Source organism: Streptomyces sp. NPDC044719 (genome assembly GCF_056433405.1).
This window is the reverse complement of record NZ_JBWKHE010000011.1, coordinates 64,161-82,465: the sequence shown is the minus strand read 5'-3', so window position 1 is coordinate 82,465 and position 18,305 is coordinate 64,161. Positions and strand designations below refer to the sequence as shown.

Sequence of the window (18,305 nt, the reverse complement as noted above, 5' to 3'; positions counted from 1 at the left end):
CTGCCCGGGGGACAGCGGCCCACGCCGGCGGGTGCTACCTCTGTTTGATCCTCAGGAACGTCACGGAGTCCGCCGGGAAGGTGTAAGTGAACTTCCCGGAGACGCCCCTGAAGGTGGACGTCACCGGCGTCACCGGCGTGTCCGTCTCCGTGTTCACCGCGTCCGGCTCGGCGGCCAGCGTGGTCACACGGGCGGTGGAGGCGACCTTGGCGCCGCCCAGGTCGATGGCCGTACGGGCCTCGGTGGACTGGGCGTTGACGACCTTGACGATCAGGTCACCGGTCTTGGCGTCCCTGGTGACGACCTGGCGGAACGGCTCGGCCGGCTTGTCGTCCCTGAAGCTGCCCCATTCCTTGCCGTCGAGGAACAGCGTGACCTGGCGGCCGCGCACCTTGATGTCGATGTCGTAGGCGCGGCCCGTCTCGATCGACCCGGCCTTCGTCATCAGCGTGCCCTTGCCGCCGTCCACGGCCTGCTCGATCGCGCCCTGGGTGTTGTTCCAGCCGCCCAGGTTCCACCAGTAGTAGTTGCCGGTGTCCTTGACGCCGAAGGCGACCAGGAAGCCCTCCTTGCCGGACTTCTTGGTGGCCTTCACATGCAGGTCGTAGTCCTTCCAGGCCGGGTCGCCCGCCGTGACCATGGTGTTCTCGGTCGCGGCGTCCGTCTGGACGTACTGCCCGTCCTGGATGCTCCAGCTGCCGCGGCCGCTGCCCGTCCACTTCGAGGCGTCACCGGAGAAGTCGTCGCTCAGCAGGGTCGAGCCGTCCGCCGAGGTGACCTTCACGTCGTCGTACGCGGCGCTGGTGGCCCACGTCGACAGGCCGACGGCGCCGGTGATGGGGCCGCTGACGTTCGGCGTGGTCGTGGCCTTCGACGGGACCACGCGGTCGCCGACGTTGGTCATGAACAGCTTCTGGACCTCGTAGTTGGCCGAGTTCCAGGAGGCCCGGTTGTTGAACCAGATCATGTCCGGCCGCCACTGGACGTAGTCCTCGTTGGCGAGCAGCGGGGCGTAGCTGGCGAGCTTGACGATGTCCGCGTTGCGCTCCAGGCCGGTCATGTAGGCGGCTTCGGAGAGGCCGTTCTTCCAGGCGTTGCCCTGGGAGGCGTACTCGCCGAGGAAGACCTTGGGGCCCTTGCGGTCGTAGGAGTCGTAGCGGTCGTTGTTCTGCAGGAACCAGTTCGGGCTGTTGTAGTAGTGCTCGTCGACCATGTCGACCTTGCCCTCGCGGTTGAGCTGCCAGGCGGTGTCGAAGGTCGTGCCGGCGTCGTCCGGGCCCGAGTTGGAGATGACGGTGATCTCCGGGTACTTCGCCTTGATGGCGGCCCGGAACCGCTCGAAGCGGGCGAAGAACTCCTTGGGGAGGTTCTCCTCGTTGCCGACCCCGATGTGGGTGAGGTGGAAGGGCTTGGGGTGGCCCATCTTCGCCCGGACCTTGCCCCACGTCGAGGTCGCCGGGCCGTTGGCGAACTCGATGAGGTCGAGGGTGTCCTGGATGTGGCGCTTCAGCAGCGCCTCGTTGTCGGTGGCCTTGTTCTGGCCGCAGCCGGTCACCAGGGCCGGGACGACGGGCAGCGGCATGGCGCCGATGTCCTCGGAGAGGCGGAAGTACTCGTAGTAGCCGAGGCCGTAGCTCTGGTTGTAGCCCCAGACGTTGGCGTTGGTGGCGCGCTCCTCGACCGGGCCGATGGTGTCCTTCCACTGGTAGCTGCGCTTGCGCTGCCAGTTCGAGGCCTCGCTGTAGTCCTCCATGGAGCCGGTGTTGACCAGGCAGCCGCCGGGGAAGCGCACGAAGCCCGGCTTGAGGGCGGCGATCTTCTCGGCGAGGTCCTTGCGCAGGCCGTTCGGCTGGTTCTTGTACGTCTCGCGCGGGAACAGCGACACCTCGTCGAGGGCGGCGGCGTTCGTCGAGGCCACGGCGAGGCGGCCGCGGTTGCTGGTCCGGGTCGCGGTGAAGGTGGCCTTGTACTTGGCCCAGCCGCCCTTCACGGCGACCTGGCGTGCGGTGGCCAGCGTGCCCGCGGTGTCCTTGAGCGAGACCGTGAGCGTGGTGCCGCTCTCGGCGCGGGCCCACACGGAGAAGTCGTACCGCTTGCCCTTGTCGACCCGGATACCGGTGTTGTAGCCGGCGTTCGTGACGGACGAACCGGCGGACAGGGAGAGGTAGTTGCGGTTGCGCTCGTTGAGCCTGCCGGCGTCGTTCATGACCTGGGCGGTGCCGCCGGCCGCCCAGGAGGTCAGGGGCGTGTAGGAACCGTTGTCGGCGGTGGAGTACTCGAAGGATCGGTTCTGCACGAGCTCGGCGTACAGACCGCCGTCGGCGGCCCGGTTGATGTCCTCGAAGAAGACGCCGTACATCGTGTCGTCGATCGCCGCGCCCTGGGCGGACGGGTCGACGGTGATCGCGTAGTCGGTGACGTCCTCGGCGTGCGCGGGGGCCGGTACGAGGGCTGCTGCCGTCAGGAGGGCGGTGGTCGTGAGACCCAGTCTCCATCGGGTGCGGGCGGCGGTGCGTGGCATGGATACTCCGCGGCTCTCTGGTAGAGGAGTGTTCGAAATATCAGACATTGATCAGCACTTCGAACGGCAAGATAGGGAGGGGGCGGATGCGCGTCAATGGGTCGCGCAGCAACGCGTGGGACGGAGAGCGGTACGGGATGGGCGAGTTCTGGTCAGTGCCGGACGTGCTGGCGTATCTGGCCGGGCGCTGGCGCGTGACGCGGTCGGTGCGGGATCTCGCGAGCGGCGAGCAGGGGGAGTTCTCCGGAACCACCGATTTCCGGACGGAGTCGGGCGGCGGCCTCATGCACCACGAATCCGGCATCTTCGTCTGGCAGGGCGTCGCCCGGCCCGCCGAGCGGACGCTGCGATTCCTGCCGGGTCCGGGCGGTACGGCGGACGTGCGGTTCACGGACGGCAGGCCGTTCCACGACCTGGATCTGACGTCCGGGCGGCATGTGGCCGACCACCCCTGCTCGGCGGACCTCTACCGCGGCGAGTTCACGGTCCTGGACACGGACCACTGGCGGACGGTGTGGCGTGTGGGCGGCCCGGCCAAGGACCTGGTGCTGCGCACCGACTACGCGCGCGAGGGCTGAGCGGACACCCCGTCGAAGCGCAGGTTCCAGCGCCCGCCCCGGCCCGTCACCGAAGTCGTCGACAGCGGGCGGACGTCGATGTTCCAGTACGTCGAGGGCGGCGCCTTCAGGGCGTAGACCAGGGCGGCGCGGATCACGGACGGCTCGGCCACCGCCACGACTCGGCAGCCGTCGTCGACGGGCCGGGTGTCGAGCCAGCCGCCGACCCGGGTGATGAAGTCCATCAGCGACTCACCGCCGTGCGGTGTGGCACGCGGGTCGGCGAGCCAGGCGTCCACGGCCTCCGGCTCCCGGGCCATCGCCTCGGCCAGGGTCAGTCCGCGCCACCGGCCCATGTCGCAGTCCCGCAGGGCGAGCTGCACGAGCGGCGCGTACCCGAGCCCCTCCCCCGTCGCACGGCTGCGCGGGGTCGGCGAGCAGTAGCGCAGCTCGGCCGCGGCGAGGGGCAGCAGCTCCTGGGCGGCGAGCTCCACCTCACCCCAGCCGGCCTGGTCCAGCGGCCGGTGGTCCTCGAATCTCTCGGCGAGCAGCGATGAGCTGCGCGCTGCGGCGACGAATGTGACCCGAAGTGGCATGCGGCGATCGTGGGTCCCGCAAGTGCGCAGGTCAAGAGCTGTTACCTGGGAGTTACCCAGGGTGGGCCGGCCCTCACCGGCCGAAGATGAGCGCCATCCAGTGCTCGGGGTCCTCCAACTCCGCGAAGCCCAGCCGCTCGTAGACACCGTGCGCGTCGTGCGTGGCGAGCAGGACGCGCCGCACACCGTACGACCGCAGTTCGTCCCGTACGGCCGCGAGGAACGCGGTGCCGATTCCCTTGCCGCGCACCGACCGGTCCACGTACACATCGCAGAGCCACGCGAAGGTCGCCCGGTCGGTGATGACCCGGGCGTACGCGACCTGCTCTCCCGCCACCTTGTCGTACACGCCGAAGTTGAGCGAGCCCTCGATCGCCCGGTCCTGCTTCTCGCGGGTACGGCCCAGCGCCCAGTACGCGTCGGTGGACAGCCAGCCGTGCACGCGCGCGGCGTCGAGGCGGCCGGGGTCGGTGGAGATCTCGTAGCCCTCGGGCAGGGTCGGTGAGTCGGTCATGGCGCGATGCTCGCAGGGCGGCGACGGGCACGTCGAGCCGTTATCCCAGCGCCTCAGCGGCTGGCGCAGCGCGTCAGCGGTCACCGCAGCGCCTCAGCGGCTGGCGCGGCGCCTCAGCGGTCACCGCAGCGCCTCAGCGGCTGGCGCGGCACGCCAGCGGTCACCGCAGCACCTCGTCGCAGGCCGTCCGCAGCCGCCGTACGCCCTCCGCGATCTCCCCGGTCCCCGCGACCGCCGCGAAGCTCAGCCGGATGTGCGCGGCCGGCGGCTCGGCGCTGAAGTAGGGGCGGCCGGGAGTGATCGCGACGCCCGCGCGCAGGGCGGCAGTGGCCAGAGCGGACTCCTCCACGCCGTCGGGCAGCCGCGGCCACAGGTGGTAGCCCCCGGAGGGGATGTGGCGCAGCGCGAAGTCCGGCAGACGCAGCTCGAGCGCCGCGGTCATCGCGTCCCGGCGTGCCTTCAACTCGGCGGAGACGGACCGCAGATGACGCGGCCAGGCGGGCGAGCCGACGAGTTCCAGCGCGGCCTCCTGAAGGGGCCGGGGCACGAAGAAGGTGTCGACGACCTGGATGGCGCGCAGCCGCTCCAGGACCGGCCCGCGCGCGGCCAGGGCGCTCACCCGGAAGCTCGGCGAGGTCGCCTTGGTCAGCGAGCAGACATGGACGACGACGCCGTCGGGGTCGTCGGCGGCCAGCGGGCGCGGCAGCGGCCCGGCGTCCTCGTGCACCAGCCGCCGCACGAAGTCGTCCTCCACGACGAACGCGCCCGCCTCGCGCGCGATGCGCAGCACCTCGGCGCGGCGCTCGGGCGCGAGCACCGCACCGGTGGGGTTCTGGAAGAGCGGCTGGCAGACGAAGGCCGGGGCGCCGGTGGCCCGGAAGGCGTCGGCGAGCAGCGCGGGCTTCACTCCGTCGGCGTCCACCGGGACGGGCACCGGGCGCAGGCCCGCGGCGCGGGCGATGGCGAGCATGCCGGGGTAGGTCGGCGACTCGACCAGGACGGGGGCGCCGGGCGGGGCGAGGGCGCGCAGGGAGGTGGTGAGGGCGGACTGTCCGCCCGCGGTGACCAGCACCTCGGCGGCGGTGAAGGACCCGCCGATGCCACGCGCGAACCACTCGCGCAGCTCCGGCAGCCCCTCCATGGGCGGGCGCCCCCAGGCACCGGGACGCCTTCCGGCGCGCGACAGGGCGGCGGCCATCGCACGCTCCGGCTGCAGCGACGGGTGCAGATAGCCGCCGTTGAACTCGATCACACCCGGTGGCGGGGTGGCCAGCGTCGCCAGTACCCCGGAGGCGTCCACCGAGCGCGGCACGAGGTCGGCTGCGCCGTCCGCGCTGAGCGCGACCTCCTGCCAGGACGTGTCCCCGGCGGGTGCCGGTGCCGTCCGGGCCGGTGCGCGGAACGCGCCCGCGCCGGGCCTGGTGACCACCAGTCCCTCGGCGGCGAGCTGCGCCAAGGCCCGGGACACGGTCACGGGGCTCACCCGGAACCGCTCGACGAGGGTTCGACTCGACGGAAGCTTTCCACCCGCCGAGTAGCGGTCGAGCTCCCTCCGGAGCTGTTCCGCCAGTTCAGCGACACTGCTACGCTCTTGCATGAGAGCACAGAGTAGCGCTACTACCGCCCCCCGGATAGCAGTCGCCACGGATTCGGACCGCCGCGGCCTCGGCACCCTCCAGGCCGCCCTCGGCGTCATCGCCTTCTCCCTCACGTTCCCCGCCACCGCCTGGGGCCTGGAGGGTTTCGGGCCCTGGTCGCTGGTCGCCGTCCGGAGTGTCCTGGCCGCGGTGATCGCGGGCGGCTGTCTGCTCGCCCTGCGTGTGCCGCTGCCCGACCGGCGGCACTGGGCAGGCCTCGCGGTCGTCGGGGGCGGGGTAGTGCTCGGATTCCCGCTGCTGACCACGCTGGCGCTGCAGACCTCGACCACCGCACACGCCGCCGTCGTGGTCGGCCTGCTCCCCCTCACCACCGCCCTCTGCTCCGCCCTGCGCGTCGGCACCCGGCCCTCGCGCACCTTCTGGACGGCGGCCCTCGTGGGCGCGGCGGCGGTGCTGGCCTTCACCGTGCAGCAGAGCGGCGGCGCCCTGAGCACGGCCGACCTGTACCTCTTCGCGGCGCTGCTGGTGTGCGCGGCCGGGTACACCGAGGGCGGCCGGCTGGCCCGGGTCATGCCGGGCTGGCAGGTCATCGGCTGGGCGCTGGTGCTGTGCCTGCCGCTGACCGTGCCCGTCGCCGCGTTCGCGCTGGCGCAGGAGCCCGTGCGACTGACCGCGCACAGCGTCACGGGACTGCTGTGGGTCGCGGTGGGCTCGCAGTTCGTCGGCCTGGTCGTCTGGTACCGGGGCATGGCGGCCATCGGCATCCCGAAGGCCAGCCAGTTGCAGCTCGCCCAGCCCCTGCTCACACTGGTGTGGTCGGTGCTGCTGCTGGGCGAGCACCTGCCGGTGGCCGCCCCGCTGACGGCAGCGGCGGTGCTGGTCTGCATCGCCGTCACACAGCGGGCGCGCGGCTGAGCGGGGCGGGCCCGGCCCGCTGCCAAGTGGCGTCCCCCGCCGTAGACTCGAGGCCACGGACCGCTGCTCCGCACCTCGTGAGGAGGCCCCAGATGCGCGCAACCGTGGGCGACCAGCTTGTCCAGCACGGCAGGGTGGTCGGTCAGCACGACAAGGTCGGCGAGATCGTCGAAGTGCTCGGCCAGGAGGGCAACCCCCCGTACCGCGTCCGGTTCGAGGACGGGCACGAGGGAGTGTGCTCACCGGGACCCGACACCGAGATCCGGCACCGGGAGACCACCACCGGGCCGTGACGCGGCCCGGGGGCGACGTCTACTCGTAGTGGTCGGCAACGACCTTCGCCATCGCCCCGATCCGATCGGTCGCCACGTCCTTGGCGGCGAAGAAGACGTGCCCGCGCACCTGCGCGTAGTCCTCGGCCAGCGCCAGGTGCCGGGACAGCTCGGCCGGGTTCTGCCAGGCCGCGGGCTGCGCCGGGTCACCGGCCTTGTACAGCGCCTCCCCCACGTACAGCTTCGTCGAGGTGCCGCGCGCGACCTCCGCCCACCAGGGCACCAGCTTCGCGTAGTCGGCGGCGGCGAAGCCGATGTTCCAGTACAGCTGCGGAACGATGTAGTCGATCCAGCTCTCGCGCACCCACTTGCGGGTGTCCGCGTGCAGGTCGTCGTACGTCTGCACGCCGGCCCGGGTGTCCGAGCCGCGCTTGTCCGTGGCGGCGTTGCGCCACACGCCGAAGGGGCTGATGCCGAAGCGGGCACTCGGCCTGACCTTCTTGATGCGGGCCGCCGTCTCCCGCACCAGCTTGTTGATGTTGTCCCGCCGCCACGCGGCCCGGCTCGGGAAGCCGCCGCCGTGCGCCTCGTAGGCCGCGTCGTCGTCGAAGCGCTGACCCGCCACCGGGTACGGGTAGAAGTAGTCGTCGAAGTGGACGCCGTCCACGGGGTACTTCCGCACCGCGTCGAGCATCGCGTCCTGCACGAATGCACGGACCTCGGGCAGCCCCGGGTTGTAGTAGAGCTTCCCGCCGTACGTCACCACCCAGTCCGGGTTCCGGCGCGCGGGGTGGGAGGCGGCGAGCCGGGACGGGTCGGCGTGCGTGGCGACCCGGTACGGGTTGAACCAGGCGTGCAGTTGCAGACCGCGGGCGTGGGCCTCCTCGACTGCCGTGCCCAGCGGATCCCAGCCCGGGTCCTTGCCCTGGGTGCCGGTGAGGTACTGCGACCACGGCTCGTACGGTGAAGGCCACAGCGCGTCCGCCGTCGGCCGGACCTGGAAGAACACGGTGTTGAGCCGCCTGCGGACCGCTGTGTCGAGGTGCCCCCGCAGCTCGGTGCGCTGCTTCGACGCGCTCAGCCCCGGCTTGGACGGCCAGTCGCGGTTGGCCACGGTCGCCAGCCATACGCCCCGCATCGCGGAGGCCGCCCTGTCACCTCCCTTGCCGTCCCACTCGACATCCCCCTTGGGCGCGGCCGACGCCGGAGGCACCATCGTGAAAGCCGACAGCGCCGCCACCGCGAACGCCCTGCGTGACACTCGTCCCATCCGCATGCCCCAAAATGCCGCGGATCCGCCCGGTCGCGGATCGCTCCGGGCCCAGAATGCCCGACTCTGGGCCGACCCCCGCGATCGATCATCGATACTTGGGAGTAACGTGCTCGAACGGAGCAGGCACCGGACCACGGAGCACCTGCCCGGACGTGGATCAGCAGCGAAAGGGACGATGTGACGGACATCCCAGCGGGAGACATTGCACGCGTCGGAGTCGTGGGCTGCGGGCAGATGGGCGCGGGGATCGCCGAGGTGTGCGCCCGGGTCGGTCTGGACGTCATGGTCGCCGAGACCACCGGCGAGGCCCTGGAGATCGGGCGGACCCGGCTGTTCAACTCCCTGGCTAAGGCAGCGGAGCGCGGCAAGATCACGGAGGAGGAGCACGAGGCGGCGCAGGCCCGTCTGAGCTTCACCACGGACCTCGGCGAGTTCGCCGACCGTGACCTGGTGATCGAGGCCGTCGTCGAGAACGAGCACGTCAAGACCGAGATCTTCCAGGTGCTCGACCAGGTCGTGACCCGGCCCGACGCCATCCTGGCCTCCAACACCTCCTCCATCCCGCTGGTGAAGCTGGCGGTGGCGACCTCGCGGCCCGACCGGGTCATCGGCATCCACTTCTTCAACCCGGCCCCGGTGCAGAAGCTCGTCGAGCTGATCCCGGCGCTCACCACGTCCGAGGACACCATCGGCCGGGCCGAGCAGTTCACCGAGAAGCTCCTGGGCAAGCACGCGATCCGCGCCCAGGACCGCTCCGGCTTCGTGGTCAACGCGCTGCTGATCCCGTACCTGCTCTCCGCGATCCGCATGTTCGAGACGGGCATCGCCAGCCGCGAGGACATCGACAACGGCATGGAGATGGGCTGCGCCCACCCGATGGGCCCGCTGAAGCTCTCCGACCTGATCGGCCTGGACACGGTCGCGTCGGTGGCCCAGTCGATGTACGAGGAGTACAAGGAGCCCCTGTACGCCGCTCCCCCGCTCCTGCAGCGCATGGTCGACGCGGGCCGCCTGGGCCGCAAGACGGGCTCGGGCTTCTACACGTACGACTGACGGTCGGGCCGACGCCGTCATCTCAACGCCGCCGCTCCTCCGGCCACGGCCGGAACCGGCGGCGTCCCCATTCCGCCGCCTGCTCGTTGAGGCGACGGCGCAGCCAGCCCATCCAGAGGGCGAGCGGAGTGACCACGAGAGCGAGCAACAGCGCCGTGCCCCACCCCTGTCCGCCGGCGGAGAACCGGATCCCCACGACCAACAGCGCATAGATCGCCAGCGCGTACGCCGCGTTCTTCTGCCACTTCGTCATACGCCTCCGAATACCCCCCGAGGCCGATTACGGTCGGTCAGATTTCGGCCAAACCGCGGGCCCGGCACCGGAATTGGTGCCGGGTCCGCGGCATTCACACACCGTGTGCGCGCCGGGCTCGCATATGCCCGTCGCACACTCTCCCCAGGCGCCCACCAGGCGAGTTGACTCCACATGCGCATGCAAGGGATGTGAAACGACTACGGAAAGGAGCGGACTCGTGGCCGCCGATCCCGAGCATCCCGTCGTATCTGGAGAACTCGCAGAGTTACGACGCCGCCTCGACGTGGCCTACGCCCGCGTCGAGGGCGGGCTGGCTCTGCTCAGCCACCGCACCGAGGAGACCGCCAAGGAAATCGACGAGCTCAACACCCGGATCCACACGCTCGAACACACGCGCTGGCCGCTGCCCGCGGTCGCCGCCCTCACCGCCGTGGGTGCCCTCGTCCTGGCGATCTGGCAGGCGCTGGGACGCTAGCCCTTGTCCAGCCTAGGGCAGCGCGTCCTGTCCGAGCCTGAGATGGTGCAGCAGAAGTAACGCGGCCGCCATGTTGGCGGCCGGGACCTCGCCGCGGGCGACCATGTCGGGGACGAGCTTGAGGGGGACCCATTCCCGGCGGTCCGACTCGAAGTCGTCCACGGGGTGCCCGACGTATTCGCCCTCGTCGGCCCAGTACACATGGTGCCGGGCGTCGGTGAGCCCGTTGGACGGCTCCACGCTCATGAGGTGGTGCAGGGGTCCCGGCCGCCAGCCGGTCTCCTCCTCCAGTTCCCTGGCGGCCGCGCGGGCGATGTCCTCGCCGTCCTCGACGACGCCCGCCGCGAGTTCCCACCCCCAGCTGTCCGTGATGAAGCGGTGCCGCCACAGCAGCAGCACCTCGTTGGCGTCGTTCACGACCGTGGCCACCGCGACAGGCCGCATCCGTATGAGGAAGTGGTCGAGGTGCCGGCCCTCCGGTAGTTCGACGTCCGCGAGATTGACGCTGAACCAGCGGTTTGAGTACACAGTTTGTTCGTTGTGTTTCGTCCACTGCACGGTTCTGCCACCTTCCGTCGAGTAAGTGGCAATATCGCAGCAGGGACGTACTGACAGCAGGCGCACAGGAAGTCGCTCGGGATGACGCGGACGCCGCTGCGCCGGATCTACAACGGTACGCGCAGCGCCCCGTCGATGAGTTCGGCGGCCTCGGCCGTGCCCGCGCCACCGCTGCGCACCAGATGCTCACGCACCGCGCGCAGCCGGTCCCGCAGCCGCTGGGACTCCATGCCGCGGGCCTGCTCGGCCATCTGCACGGCGATGGCCACCGCCTTGTCGGCATTGCCCTGCCGCAGTTCGATGGTGCTCAACATGGCCAGCCGGTGCACCCGGCCGCGGTCGTGCGCCGGGTTGTCGACGGCGGCGGCGGCATGCTCCCCGGCGGCCGCGATCTCCCCGAGACTGAGCAGCGCCTCCGCCACCTGGACATTGACGAGCCCCGGCTGGACATAACCGGTCTCGTCGGGCTCGTACCCACGTCGGATGCGCTCGGCTGACTGCTCGGCCCGCCGGATGCAGGACAGGGCACTGGTGCCGTCGCCGAGATGCGCGTACGCCTTGGCCTGCATCGCGTACAGATCGGAGGCGAGCGCCGGGGTGATCTGCTTGCCGGCGGCCCGCAGCGCGGCCTCCGCGAAGGCGACGGACTGCCGGTACTCCCGCATGAACAGGGACTGGTTGACGAGCAGGGCGATCACATACGCCCCGAGCCCCCGGTCCCCGCTGGCCTTCGCGAGCCGCAGCGCCTGGTGGAAGTAGCGCTGGGCGAGGCCGTGGGCGTCGGAGTCGTAGGCACAGATCCCGGCGACGGCCACCAACCCGCCCGTCGCCCGGTGGAGTTGCCGGCCGGTCTCGTCGGTGTAGCCGCCGCGCAGCAGCGGGGCTGCCTCGGCGTTGAGGAAGCCGACGATACGGGCCCGCGTCGCGATGCCCCCGGCCTTGCGGTACATCTGCTCGTAGTGGGCCCGGGCCGACCGCAGCATCTCCAGGTCGCCCGCGGTGACCCGATGTCTGCCGCCACGGGAGACGTCCACGTCCTCGGGCGGGTTCTCCCACTCCCACACCGGCATGACGGCGGGCGTACCGGTGAGCGCGGGCGCGCCCAGGATGTGCGGGCGCTGCTGCTGGTCGGAGCGCCACAGGGCGGTGGCCCGCTCGACGAACCCGGACAGGGAACCGGTGTGCGGGGCGGCCGGCTCGCCGGGCACGCCGAGGCCGATGTCGTCGAGGGTGACGTGCCGTTGGAGCCGGGCGGCGAGCACCTCGCAGATCAGGTCGGGCACCTGGCCCCTGGGACGCTGCCCCTTCAACCACCGGGCGACGGCGGTGTGTTCGTACCTCAGGGACAGGCCCCGTGCCCGTCCCGCCTGGTTGACGTGTGCGGCCAGCCCCGCGTGCGAGATCCCGGCTTCGTCCAGGATCGCGTCGAGCAGTGTGTTGGGCTGCATGTGGGCCCCCCGGTGGCTCGGTGCGGCCAGATTAGTGGTTCCGCCTTCACACGGGGTGTGAACGGAGTGCTCGAATCCGCACCGTGTGCGCGCTGTCGCACAGAGTCGCCGGCCGGTTGACTGAAATGCCTCGAAAGAGGCCGGCCGGGCCGCCGGCTCCCCCTCGTACAGTGCGGCGGCCCGCTTCCGCCGTCCGCCCAGCCGCCTGCCCGACACTCCGTGGCGGGGCGGACGGCATCGCCGGCCGGATCAAAGGCTCGTGGTCGGCAACGGGTGCGTGGTGGCCGGTCGCGCGGTTCCCCGCCCCCCTGACGGAATGCACCCCTCGTTCCTCAGGAGCAACAGGGCGATGTCGTCGGCCGGGGAGCCGTTGGTGTGATCGACCAGCGCGCTCTGGACACTGCCGAGAATCGCCTGCGGTGCGAGCGCCTCCGCCCGTGCGACGCTCGCCAGCACTGCCGACAGGGGGAAGAACCGGCCACGAGCATCCCTCGCGTCCTGGACGCCGTCCGTGTAGAGGAACAGTGCGTCACCGGGCGGGAGATGCCCCAGACCGAGGGTCGTCAGCACCTCCGGCAGGGGAAACACGCCCAGAGGCGGGTACGGGTCGGCGGGGGCGAGCTGTTCGACTCGGGTGCCGCCCATCCGGTACGGCCACGGGTGCCCGCAGTTCAGGGCGGCCATCTCGCCGTCGGTACGGATCTCCACCAGCAGCAGGGTCACGAACTCCTCGGCGACGCTTGCCGGATGCTCCTGGCGCAGATGCCGGTCCAGGGCGCGCTCCAGCCGGCGCAGCACCCCGCCCAGGTCGGCCTCGTCGTACGCGGCCTCGCGGAAACAGCCGAGCACGGCGGCGACGGTCCCGAACACGCCGATCCCGTGCCCGCGCACATCACCCATCACGGCCCGTACGCCGTGCTCGGTGGCGACGACCTCGTACAGGTCACCACCGATCGCGGCCCCCGGCTCCGCCGACATCTGAACGGCGGCGACGTCCAGCCCACCGATACTCGAGGGCAGCGGCCGCAGCACCGCGTTCTGCGCGGCAGCCGCGACCCGGCGCAACTGCCGCAGCTCACGCAGCAGCGTCCGCCGCACATGAAGGATCACCCCGGTACCGACCGCGAAGAGGACTGCACCGGGCAGACCGAGGCTGCGCACCCGACCCCTGAAGCGGATCATGCCGATGGCCCCCCAAATAGGCCCTGACACACAGAATCGGACCGGCCCAAGAAGGCCGGTCCGATTCTGTCGACAGCAAGCCGGAAAAGGCAGGTTTACCTCCCTTTACCACCCGGATGAGTGATCCGGCTCAGCTCCGCAACTCGGCGCCCACACGCTCCCCCGCGAGCGCCACCGCCGCGTCCCGAGCCGCCGACGCCTCGTCCACCGTCAGCGTCCGGTCAGCCGCCCGGAACCGCAACGCGTACGCGAGCGACTTCCGTCCCTCACCCAGCTGCTCGGCGTTCTCGTACACATCGAACAGCCGGATCGACTCCAGCAGCTCCCCGGCCCCGGCACGCAGGGCCTCCTCGACCTCCGTCGCCGGAACCACCGCGTCGACGACCAGGGCGACATCCTGCGTGGCCACCGGGAACGCGGAGATCCGGGGCGCCGTCAGCGTGGCGTCTCCGGCCTCCTCCACCGCGTCCAGGTCGATCTCCATCGCGCAGGTACGCGCGGGCAGCCCCAGCGCCTTGACGACGCGCGGGTGCAACTCCCCCGCGTGCCCCACGACCCGCTCGGCCCCGTCCACGGTGATCGCCAGCTCGGCGCACCGGCCCGGGTGCCACGGCCCGTACTGCCCCTTGCGGATGATCAGCTCGGCGCCCGCCTCACGGGCGACGCTCCGCGCCGACTCGACCGCGTCGGCCCAGTCGGCCGGACGGCCCTTGCCCCACCAGCCGGACTGCTCGCGGGCACCGGCGAGGACGACGGCGGCGTGCCGCGGCTGCTCAGGCAGCGCGGCGTTCAGCTCGGCGAGTTCCTCGTCGGTCGGGCGGCGGTCGACCGGCAGCACGGCGGCGGCCGACTGCTCCTCGCGCGGCTTGAAGACCAGGCCGGTCTCGAACAGCGCGAGATCGTGCGAGCCCCGGCCGTCATTGCGCCGCAGGGCACCCAGCAGGCCCGGCAGCAGCGAGGTGCGCAGCGCGGGCTCCTCGTCGCTCAGCGGGTTGCTGAGCCTGACGACACGGCGGGCCGGGTCGTCGGGCTCCAGGCCGAGCTGGTCGAAGACCTGCTCGCTGACGAACGGGTAGTTCGGCGCCTCGACATAGCCCGCACCGGCCAGGGCCCGGCCGACGCGGCGGTGCAGCCGCTGCCGGTGGGTCAGGCCACGGCCGGCCGGCGGCCTTGGCAGCGTGGAGGGCAGGTTCTCGTAGCCCTCCAGGCGGATGACCTCTTCGGCCAGGTCGTTCGGGTCGGTGAGGTCGGGCCGCCAGGACGGCACGGTGACGATCAGCTCGTCCTGCCCGTACACGTCGCAGCCGACCTGCTGGAGGCGGCGTACGACGGTCTCGCGGCCGTACACCACGCCCGCGACCTTGTCCGGGTGGTCGGCCGGGAGGGTGATGGTGTGCGGCGCGGTCGGGGCGAGGACCTCGGTGACACCGGCCTCGGCGGTGCCGCCCGCGAGCAGGACCAGCAGGTCGACGGTGCGCTGCGCGGCGGCCGCCGCGGCCTGCGGATCGACGCCGCGCTCGAAGCGCCGGGACGCCTCGGAGGACAGCTTGTGCCGGCGGGCCGTACGCGCGATCGACACCGCGTCGAAGTGCGCGGCCTCGATCACCACGTCGGCCGTGGCGTTCTCCTCGTCGTCGTGGTCGGCGATCTCCGTGTTGGCGCCGCCCATGACACCGGCGAGCCCGATCGGGCCGCGGTCGTCGGTGATCACCAGGTCCTCGGCGCCCAGCGTGCGCTCGACACCGTCGAGGGTGGTGAGCTTCTCGCCCTCCTCGGCCCGGCGCACACCGATGGTGCCCTGGACCAGTCCGCGGTCGTAGGCGTGCAGCGGCTGGCCGAGCTCCATCATCACGTAGTTGGTGACGTCGACGGCGAGCGAGATCGGGCGCATGCCGACCTTCTGCAGCCTGCGCTGCAGCCAGATCGGGGAACGGGCCTCGGCGCTCAGGCCCGCCACCGTGCGGGCCGTGAAGCGGTCGCAGCCGATGGGGTCGGAGATCCGCACCGGGTAGCCGTACGCGTTCGGGCCGGGCACGTCGAGCAGCGCCGGGTCGCGCAGCGGCAGGCCATAGGCGATGGCGGTCTCGCGGGCGATGCCGCGCATCGACAGGCAGTAGCCGCGGTCGGGGGTGACGGCGATGTCGAGGACCTCGTCGACCAGCTCGAGCAGCTCGACCGCGTCCTTGCCGACCTCGGTCTCCGGCGGCAGCACGATGATGCCCTTGGTGCCGTCGTCGCCCATGTTCAGCTCGTCGCTGGAGCAGATCATGCCGCGCGACATCTTGCCGTAGGTCTTGCGCTCGGCGATCTGGAAGTCACCGGGCAGGACGGCACCGGGCAGGGCGACGACGACCTTGTCGCCGACGGCGAAGTTGCGGGCGCCGCAGACGATCTCCTGGGGCTCCCCGGTGCCGTTGGCCTGGCCGACGTCGACGGTGCAGAAGCGGATCGGCTTCTTGAACTCCGTCAGCTCCTCGATCGTCGCCACCTGGCCGACGACCAGCGGGCCCTTGAGGTCGGCGCCGAGCTGCTCGACGGTCTCGACCTCCAGACCGGCCGAGACGAGCTTCTCCTGGAGGTCGCGGCCGGATTCCGTCGCCGGCAGGTCGACGTACTCCCGCAGCCAAGAAAGCGGGACCCGCATCAGATCTCCATCCCGAACGGCCGGGTGAACCGGACGTCACCCTCGACCATGTCTCGCATGTCTTCGACGTTGTGGCGGAACATCAGCATCCGTTCGATGCCGAACCCGAAGGCGAAACCGCTGTACTTCTCCGGGTCGACACCGCAGGCCCGCAGCACGCGCGGGTTGACCATGCCGCAGCCGCCGAGCTCGATCCAGCCCTCGGAGGAGCAGGTACGGCAGGGGCGGTCGGGGTTGCCTACGGACTCGCCCTTGCAGACGTAGCAGAGCATGTCCATCTCGGCGCTCGGCTCGGTGAACGGGAAGAAGTTCGGCCGCAGCCGGGTCTTCATGTCCTCGCCGAAGAGGGCCTGGACCATGTGGTCCAGGGTGCCCTTGAGGTCCGCCATCGTCAGGCCCTCGTCCACCGCGAGCAGCTCGATCTGGTGGAACACGGGCGTGTGCGTGGCGTCCAGCTCGTCGGTGCGGAACACCCGGCCGGGGCAGACGATGTAGACCGGCAGCTCACGGTCGAGCAGCGCCCGGGCCTGCACCGGGGAGGTGTGCGTGCGCAGGACGACGCCGGACCCGGACTCCTCGGTGCCCTTGGGTCCCTCCACGAAGAAGGTGTCCTGCATCTGCCGGGCCGGGTGGTCGGGCAGGAAGTTCAAGGCGTCGAAGTTGAACCACTCCGCCTCGGCCTCGGGCCCTTCGGCGACCTCGTAGCCCATGGCCACGAAGACGTCCGCGACCCGCTCCATCATCGTGGTGAGCGGGTGCCGGGCGCCGGACGGTACGCGGTCGTGGGGCAGCGTGACGTCCACGGCCTCCTCGACGAGCACGCGGGTGTCCCGCTCCGCCTCGAGCTCGGCCTGGCGGGCGGAGAGGCCCTTGTTCACGGCGCCGCGGGCCTGGCCGACGCGCTTGCCGGCCTCCGCCTTGGCGTGCGGGGGCAGGGCGCCGATCTCGCGGTTGGCGAGGGCCAGCGGGGAGGTGCCGCCGGTGTGGGCGACCTTGGCCTCCTGGAGCGCGTCGAGGGAGTCCGCGGCGGCGAAGGCGGCGAGCGCCTCGTCCCGCATGCGCTCGATCTCTTCCGGTTTCAAGGTCTCGACCTCGACAGGGTCGTACGACTTATTCGGTGCCGACATCTCTTCCCGTGCTTCCGATTAGCTGGCTGAAGGTCCCCGTCACCGACTCCGAACGGCCGTCTGGAGGGACACAAAGGTGCCAATGGCCGAGTCTAACGGGGTGGAGGTATACGAATGCGCCCGCGGGCGGCTCGGGCGGATCTCAGGTGAGATAGGCCGGAGCGCTCACGGGCAACGTAAATCGGAACTCGGCGCCGGCGCCGGGCGCGCGGCCGACCGTGATGGTGCCGCCGTGGGCCTCGACGATGCCTTTGACGATGTAGAGCCCGAGGCCGGTGCCGCCGCGCTTGCTGCCCCGCCAGAAGCGGGTGAAGACGCGGTTCATGGACTCCTCCGGGATACCGGGCCCCTCGTCGCTCACCGTGACCGACGTACCGGTGTCCTCGCCCTCTCGGGGGGACGCCGTGGCCGTGACGTCGATCGTGACAGTTCCCTCGCCGTGCCGCACGGCATTTTCCAGGAGGTTGCTGAGCACCTGGTCGATCTTGTCTGGGTCGGCCCACAGGTCGGGCAGCGGCTGCTGCACACGCAGCAGGAACCGGTCGGCCCCCTGCCCGGCGGCGACGTAGGCCTGGATGTGCCGTCCGACGGCCGCGCCGATGTCGACGGGCTGGCGGCGCACCTCCAGCCTGCCGGAGTCGATGCGCGAGATGTCGAGCAGCTCGGCGATGAGCCGGGTGACCCGGTCGGCGTCGGCGTCGACGGTCTCCAGCATCAGCCGCTTCTGGTCGTCGGTGAAGCGTTCCCACTTGGCGAGCAGGGTGGCGGTGAAGCCCTTGACCGAGGTGAGCGGTGAGCGCAGTTCGTGGGCGACGGTGGCGATCAGCTCGGCGTGGCTGCGCTCGGTGCGGCGCCGGGCCTCGGTGTCGCGCAGGGTGACGACCAGGCGCCGGAGGGGTCCGGTGGGCCGGGTGCGGACGTAGCGCGCGGAGACCAGCACCTCACGGCCGCCGGGCAGGAGCAGGTTGCGCTCGGGCTGTCCGACGCGGATGGCGAGGCCGCCGTACGGGTCGGTCAGCTGCCACCAGCGACGCCCCTCCAGGTCCTCTAACGGCAGGGCCTTCTCCAGCCGCTGCCCGAGGGCGTCCCGCGCGCTGACGGCGGTGATCCGCTGGGCGGCGGCGTTGAAGCAGATGACGCGGCCCTGCTCGTCGGCGACGACGAGTCCGTCGGGCAGCTGGTCGGGGTCGATGCCGAGGCCGGCGAGATCACCGGGCGGCCGGAACGCGGCGGGCGGGTGCCCGGCGTCCTGGGCTCCCGGTGCGCTGCTCGTGCCGACGCTCATCCCCGTTCCCCACCTCTCAGGTTCCATGGGG

Annotated in this window: 17 protein-coding genes; 5 read left to right on the top strand and 12 right to left on the bottom strand. The window is 71.3% G+C overall.

Annotation, left to right across the window (positions count from 1 at the left end; genetic code table 11):
- Window positions 1-34: 34 nt before the first annotated feature.
- Window positions 35-2,521 (bottom strand): alpha-L-arabinofuranosidase C-terminal domain-containing protein, encoded by a 2,487-nt coding sequence (locus AC07DF_RS36105; protein ID WP_478980917.1) that lies wholly within the window; start codon window positions 2,519-2,521, stop codon window positions 35-37.
- Window positions 2,522-2,658: 137 nt separating this feature from the next.
- Between AC07DF_RS36105 and AC07DF_RS36100 the strand changes: the two genes are divergently transcribed.
- Window positions 2,659-3,099: a DUF6314 family protein gene (locus AC07DF_RS36100; RefSeq protein WP_478981241.1), complete on the top strand. Its 441-nt coding sequence runs from the start codon at window positions 2,659-2,661 to the stop codon at window positions 3,097-3,099.
- On the opposite strand, the gene AC07DF_RS36095 is transcribed toward AC07DF_RS36100, so the two are convergent.
- The 3 genes from AC07DF_RS36095 to AC07DF_RS36085 all read right to left on the bottom strand — a co-directional run bounded on the left by AC07DF_RS36095 (window position 3,081) and on the right by AC07DF_RS36085 (window position 5,785).
- Window positions 3,081-3,674, bottom strand: a complete 594-nt coding sequence (locus AC07DF_RS36095; protein WP_478980915.1) for a histidine phosphatase family protein — start codon at window positions 3,672-3,674, stop codon at window positions 3,081-3,083. The genes AC07DF_RS36100 and AC07DF_RS36095 overlap by 19 nt on opposite strands.
- Window positions 3,675-3,747: 73 nt before the next feature.
- Complete coding sequence (locus tag AC07DF_RS36090; protein ID WP_478980913.1) at window positions 3,748-4,188, bottom strand: GNAT family N-acetyltransferase; 441 nt, start codon at window positions 4,186-4,188, stop codon at window positions 3,748-3,750.
- 160 nt (window positions 4,189-4,348) lie between these two features.
- Entirely contained in the window at window positions 4,349-5,785 is a 1,437-nt protein-coding gene (locus AC07DF_RS36085) for an aminotransferase-like domain-containing protein (protein ID WP_478980911.1), read from the bottom strand.
- On the opposite strand from AC07DF_RS36085, the gene AC07DF_RS36080 reads away from it, so the two are divergent.
- On the top strand, window positions 5,784-6,701 hold the full coding sequence (locus AC07DF_RS36080) for a DMT family transporter (RefSeq protein ID WP_478980909.1): 918 nt from the start codon (window positions 5,784-5,786) through the stop codon (window positions 6,699-6,701). The genes AC07DF_RS36085 and AC07DF_RS36080 overlap by 2 nt on opposite strands.
- A gap of 92 nt (window positions 6,702-6,793) precedes the next feature.
- Window positions 6,794-6,994 (top strand): DUF1918 domain-containing protein, encoded by a 201-nt coding sequence (locus AC07DF_RS36075; RefSeq protein WP_010045242.1) that lies wholly within the window; start codon window positions 6,794-6,796, stop codon window positions 6,992-6,994.
- 19 nt (window positions 6,995-7,013) lie between these two features.
- Here the strand turns inward: AC07DF_RS36075 and AC07DF_RS36070 are convergent, their stop codons facing one another.
- Complete coding sequence (locus AC07DF_RS36070) at window positions 7,014-8,243, bottom strand: glycoside hydrolase family 10-like protein (RefSeq protein WP_478980906.1); 1,230 nt, start codon at window positions 8,241-8,243, stop codon at window positions 7,014-7,016.
- A gap of 180 nt (window positions 8,244-8,423) precedes the next feature.
- Here AC07DF_RS36070 and AC07DF_RS36065 point away from each other — a divergent pair, with 180 nt between their 5' ends.
- Window positions 8,424-9,299 carry a 3-hydroxybutyryl-CoA dehydrogenase gene (locus AC07DF_RS36065; RefSeq protein ID WP_184597343.1) on the top strand — a complete coding sequence of 292 codons (876 nt, stop codon included), beginning with the start codon at window positions 8,424-8,426 and terminating at the stop codon, window positions 9,297-9,299.
- 22 nt (window positions 9,300-9,321) lie between these two features.
- Here AC07DF_RS36065 and AC07DF_RS36060 read toward each other — a convergent pair whose 3' ends face one another.
- Complete coding sequence (locus AC07DF_RS36060; RefSeq protein WP_478980904.1) at window positions 9,322-9,552, bottom strand: hypothetical protein; 231 nt, start codon at window positions 9,550-9,552, stop codon at window positions 9,322-9,324.
- A gap of 220 nt (window positions 9,553-9,772) precedes the next feature.
- Between AC07DF_RS36060 and AC07DF_RS36055 the strand changes: the two genes are divergently transcribed.
- Window positions 9,773-10,030, top strand: a complete 258-nt coding sequence (locus tag AC07DF_RS36055) for a hypothetical protein (protein WP_215122537.1) — start codon at window positions 9,773-9,775, stop codon at window positions 10,028-10,030.
- A gap of 12 nt (window positions 10,031-10,042) precedes the next feature.
- Here the strand turns inward: AC07DF_RS36055 and AC07DF_RS36050 are convergent, their stop codons facing one another.
- The 6 genes from AC07DF_RS36050 to AC07DF_RS36025 form a co-directional block, all read right to left on the bottom strand.
- A complete protein-coding gene (locus tag AC07DF_RS36050) occupies window positions 10,043-10,588 on the bottom strand; it encodes an NUDIX hydrolase (protein ID WP_478980901.1) in 546 nt (181 codons plus the stop codon).
- Window positions 10,589-10,695: 107 nt separating this feature from the next.
- The gene (locus AC07DF_RS36045; RefSeq protein WP_478980899.1) at window positions 10,696-12,036 is read right to left on the bottom strand and encodes a transcriptional regulator; all 1,341 of its coding nucleotides are present in this window, start codon (window positions 12,034-12,036) and stop codon (window positions 10,696-10,698) included.
- Window positions 12,037-12,285: 249 nt separating this feature from the next.
- Window positions 12,286-13,218: a PP2C family protein-serine/threonine phosphatase gene (locus AC07DF_RS36040; RefSeq protein ID WP_478980896.1), complete on the bottom strand. Its 933-nt coding sequence runs from the start codon at window positions 13,216-13,218 to the stop codon at window positions 12,286-12,288.
- A 130-nt stretch (window positions 13,219-13,348) separates the two neighbouring features.
- Window positions 13,349-15,862 (bottom strand): phenylalanine--tRNA ligase subunit beta, encoded by a 2,514-nt coding sequence (gene pheT / locus AC07DF_RS36035; RefSeq protein ID WP_478980894.1) that lies wholly within the window; start codon window positions 15,860-15,862, stop codon window positions 13,349-13,351.
- Window positions 15,862-16,989 (bottom strand): phenylalanine--tRNA ligase subunit alpha, encoded by a 1,128-nt coding sequence (gene pheS / locus AC07DF_RS36030; RefSeq protein WP_478980892.1) that lies wholly within the window; start codon window positions 16,987-16,989, stop codon window positions 15,862-15,864. Before pheS ends, pheT begins: the two co-directional genes overlap by 1 nt.
- A 142-nt stretch (window positions 16,990-17,131) precedes the next feature.
- Window positions 17,132-18,274 (bottom strand): sensor histidine kinase, encoded by a 1,143-nt coding sequence (locus AC07DF_RS36025; RefSeq protein ID WP_478980890.1) that lies wholly within the window; start codon window positions 18,272-18,274, stop codon window positions 17,132-17,134.
- Window positions 18,275-18,305 lie beyond the last annotated feature (31 nt).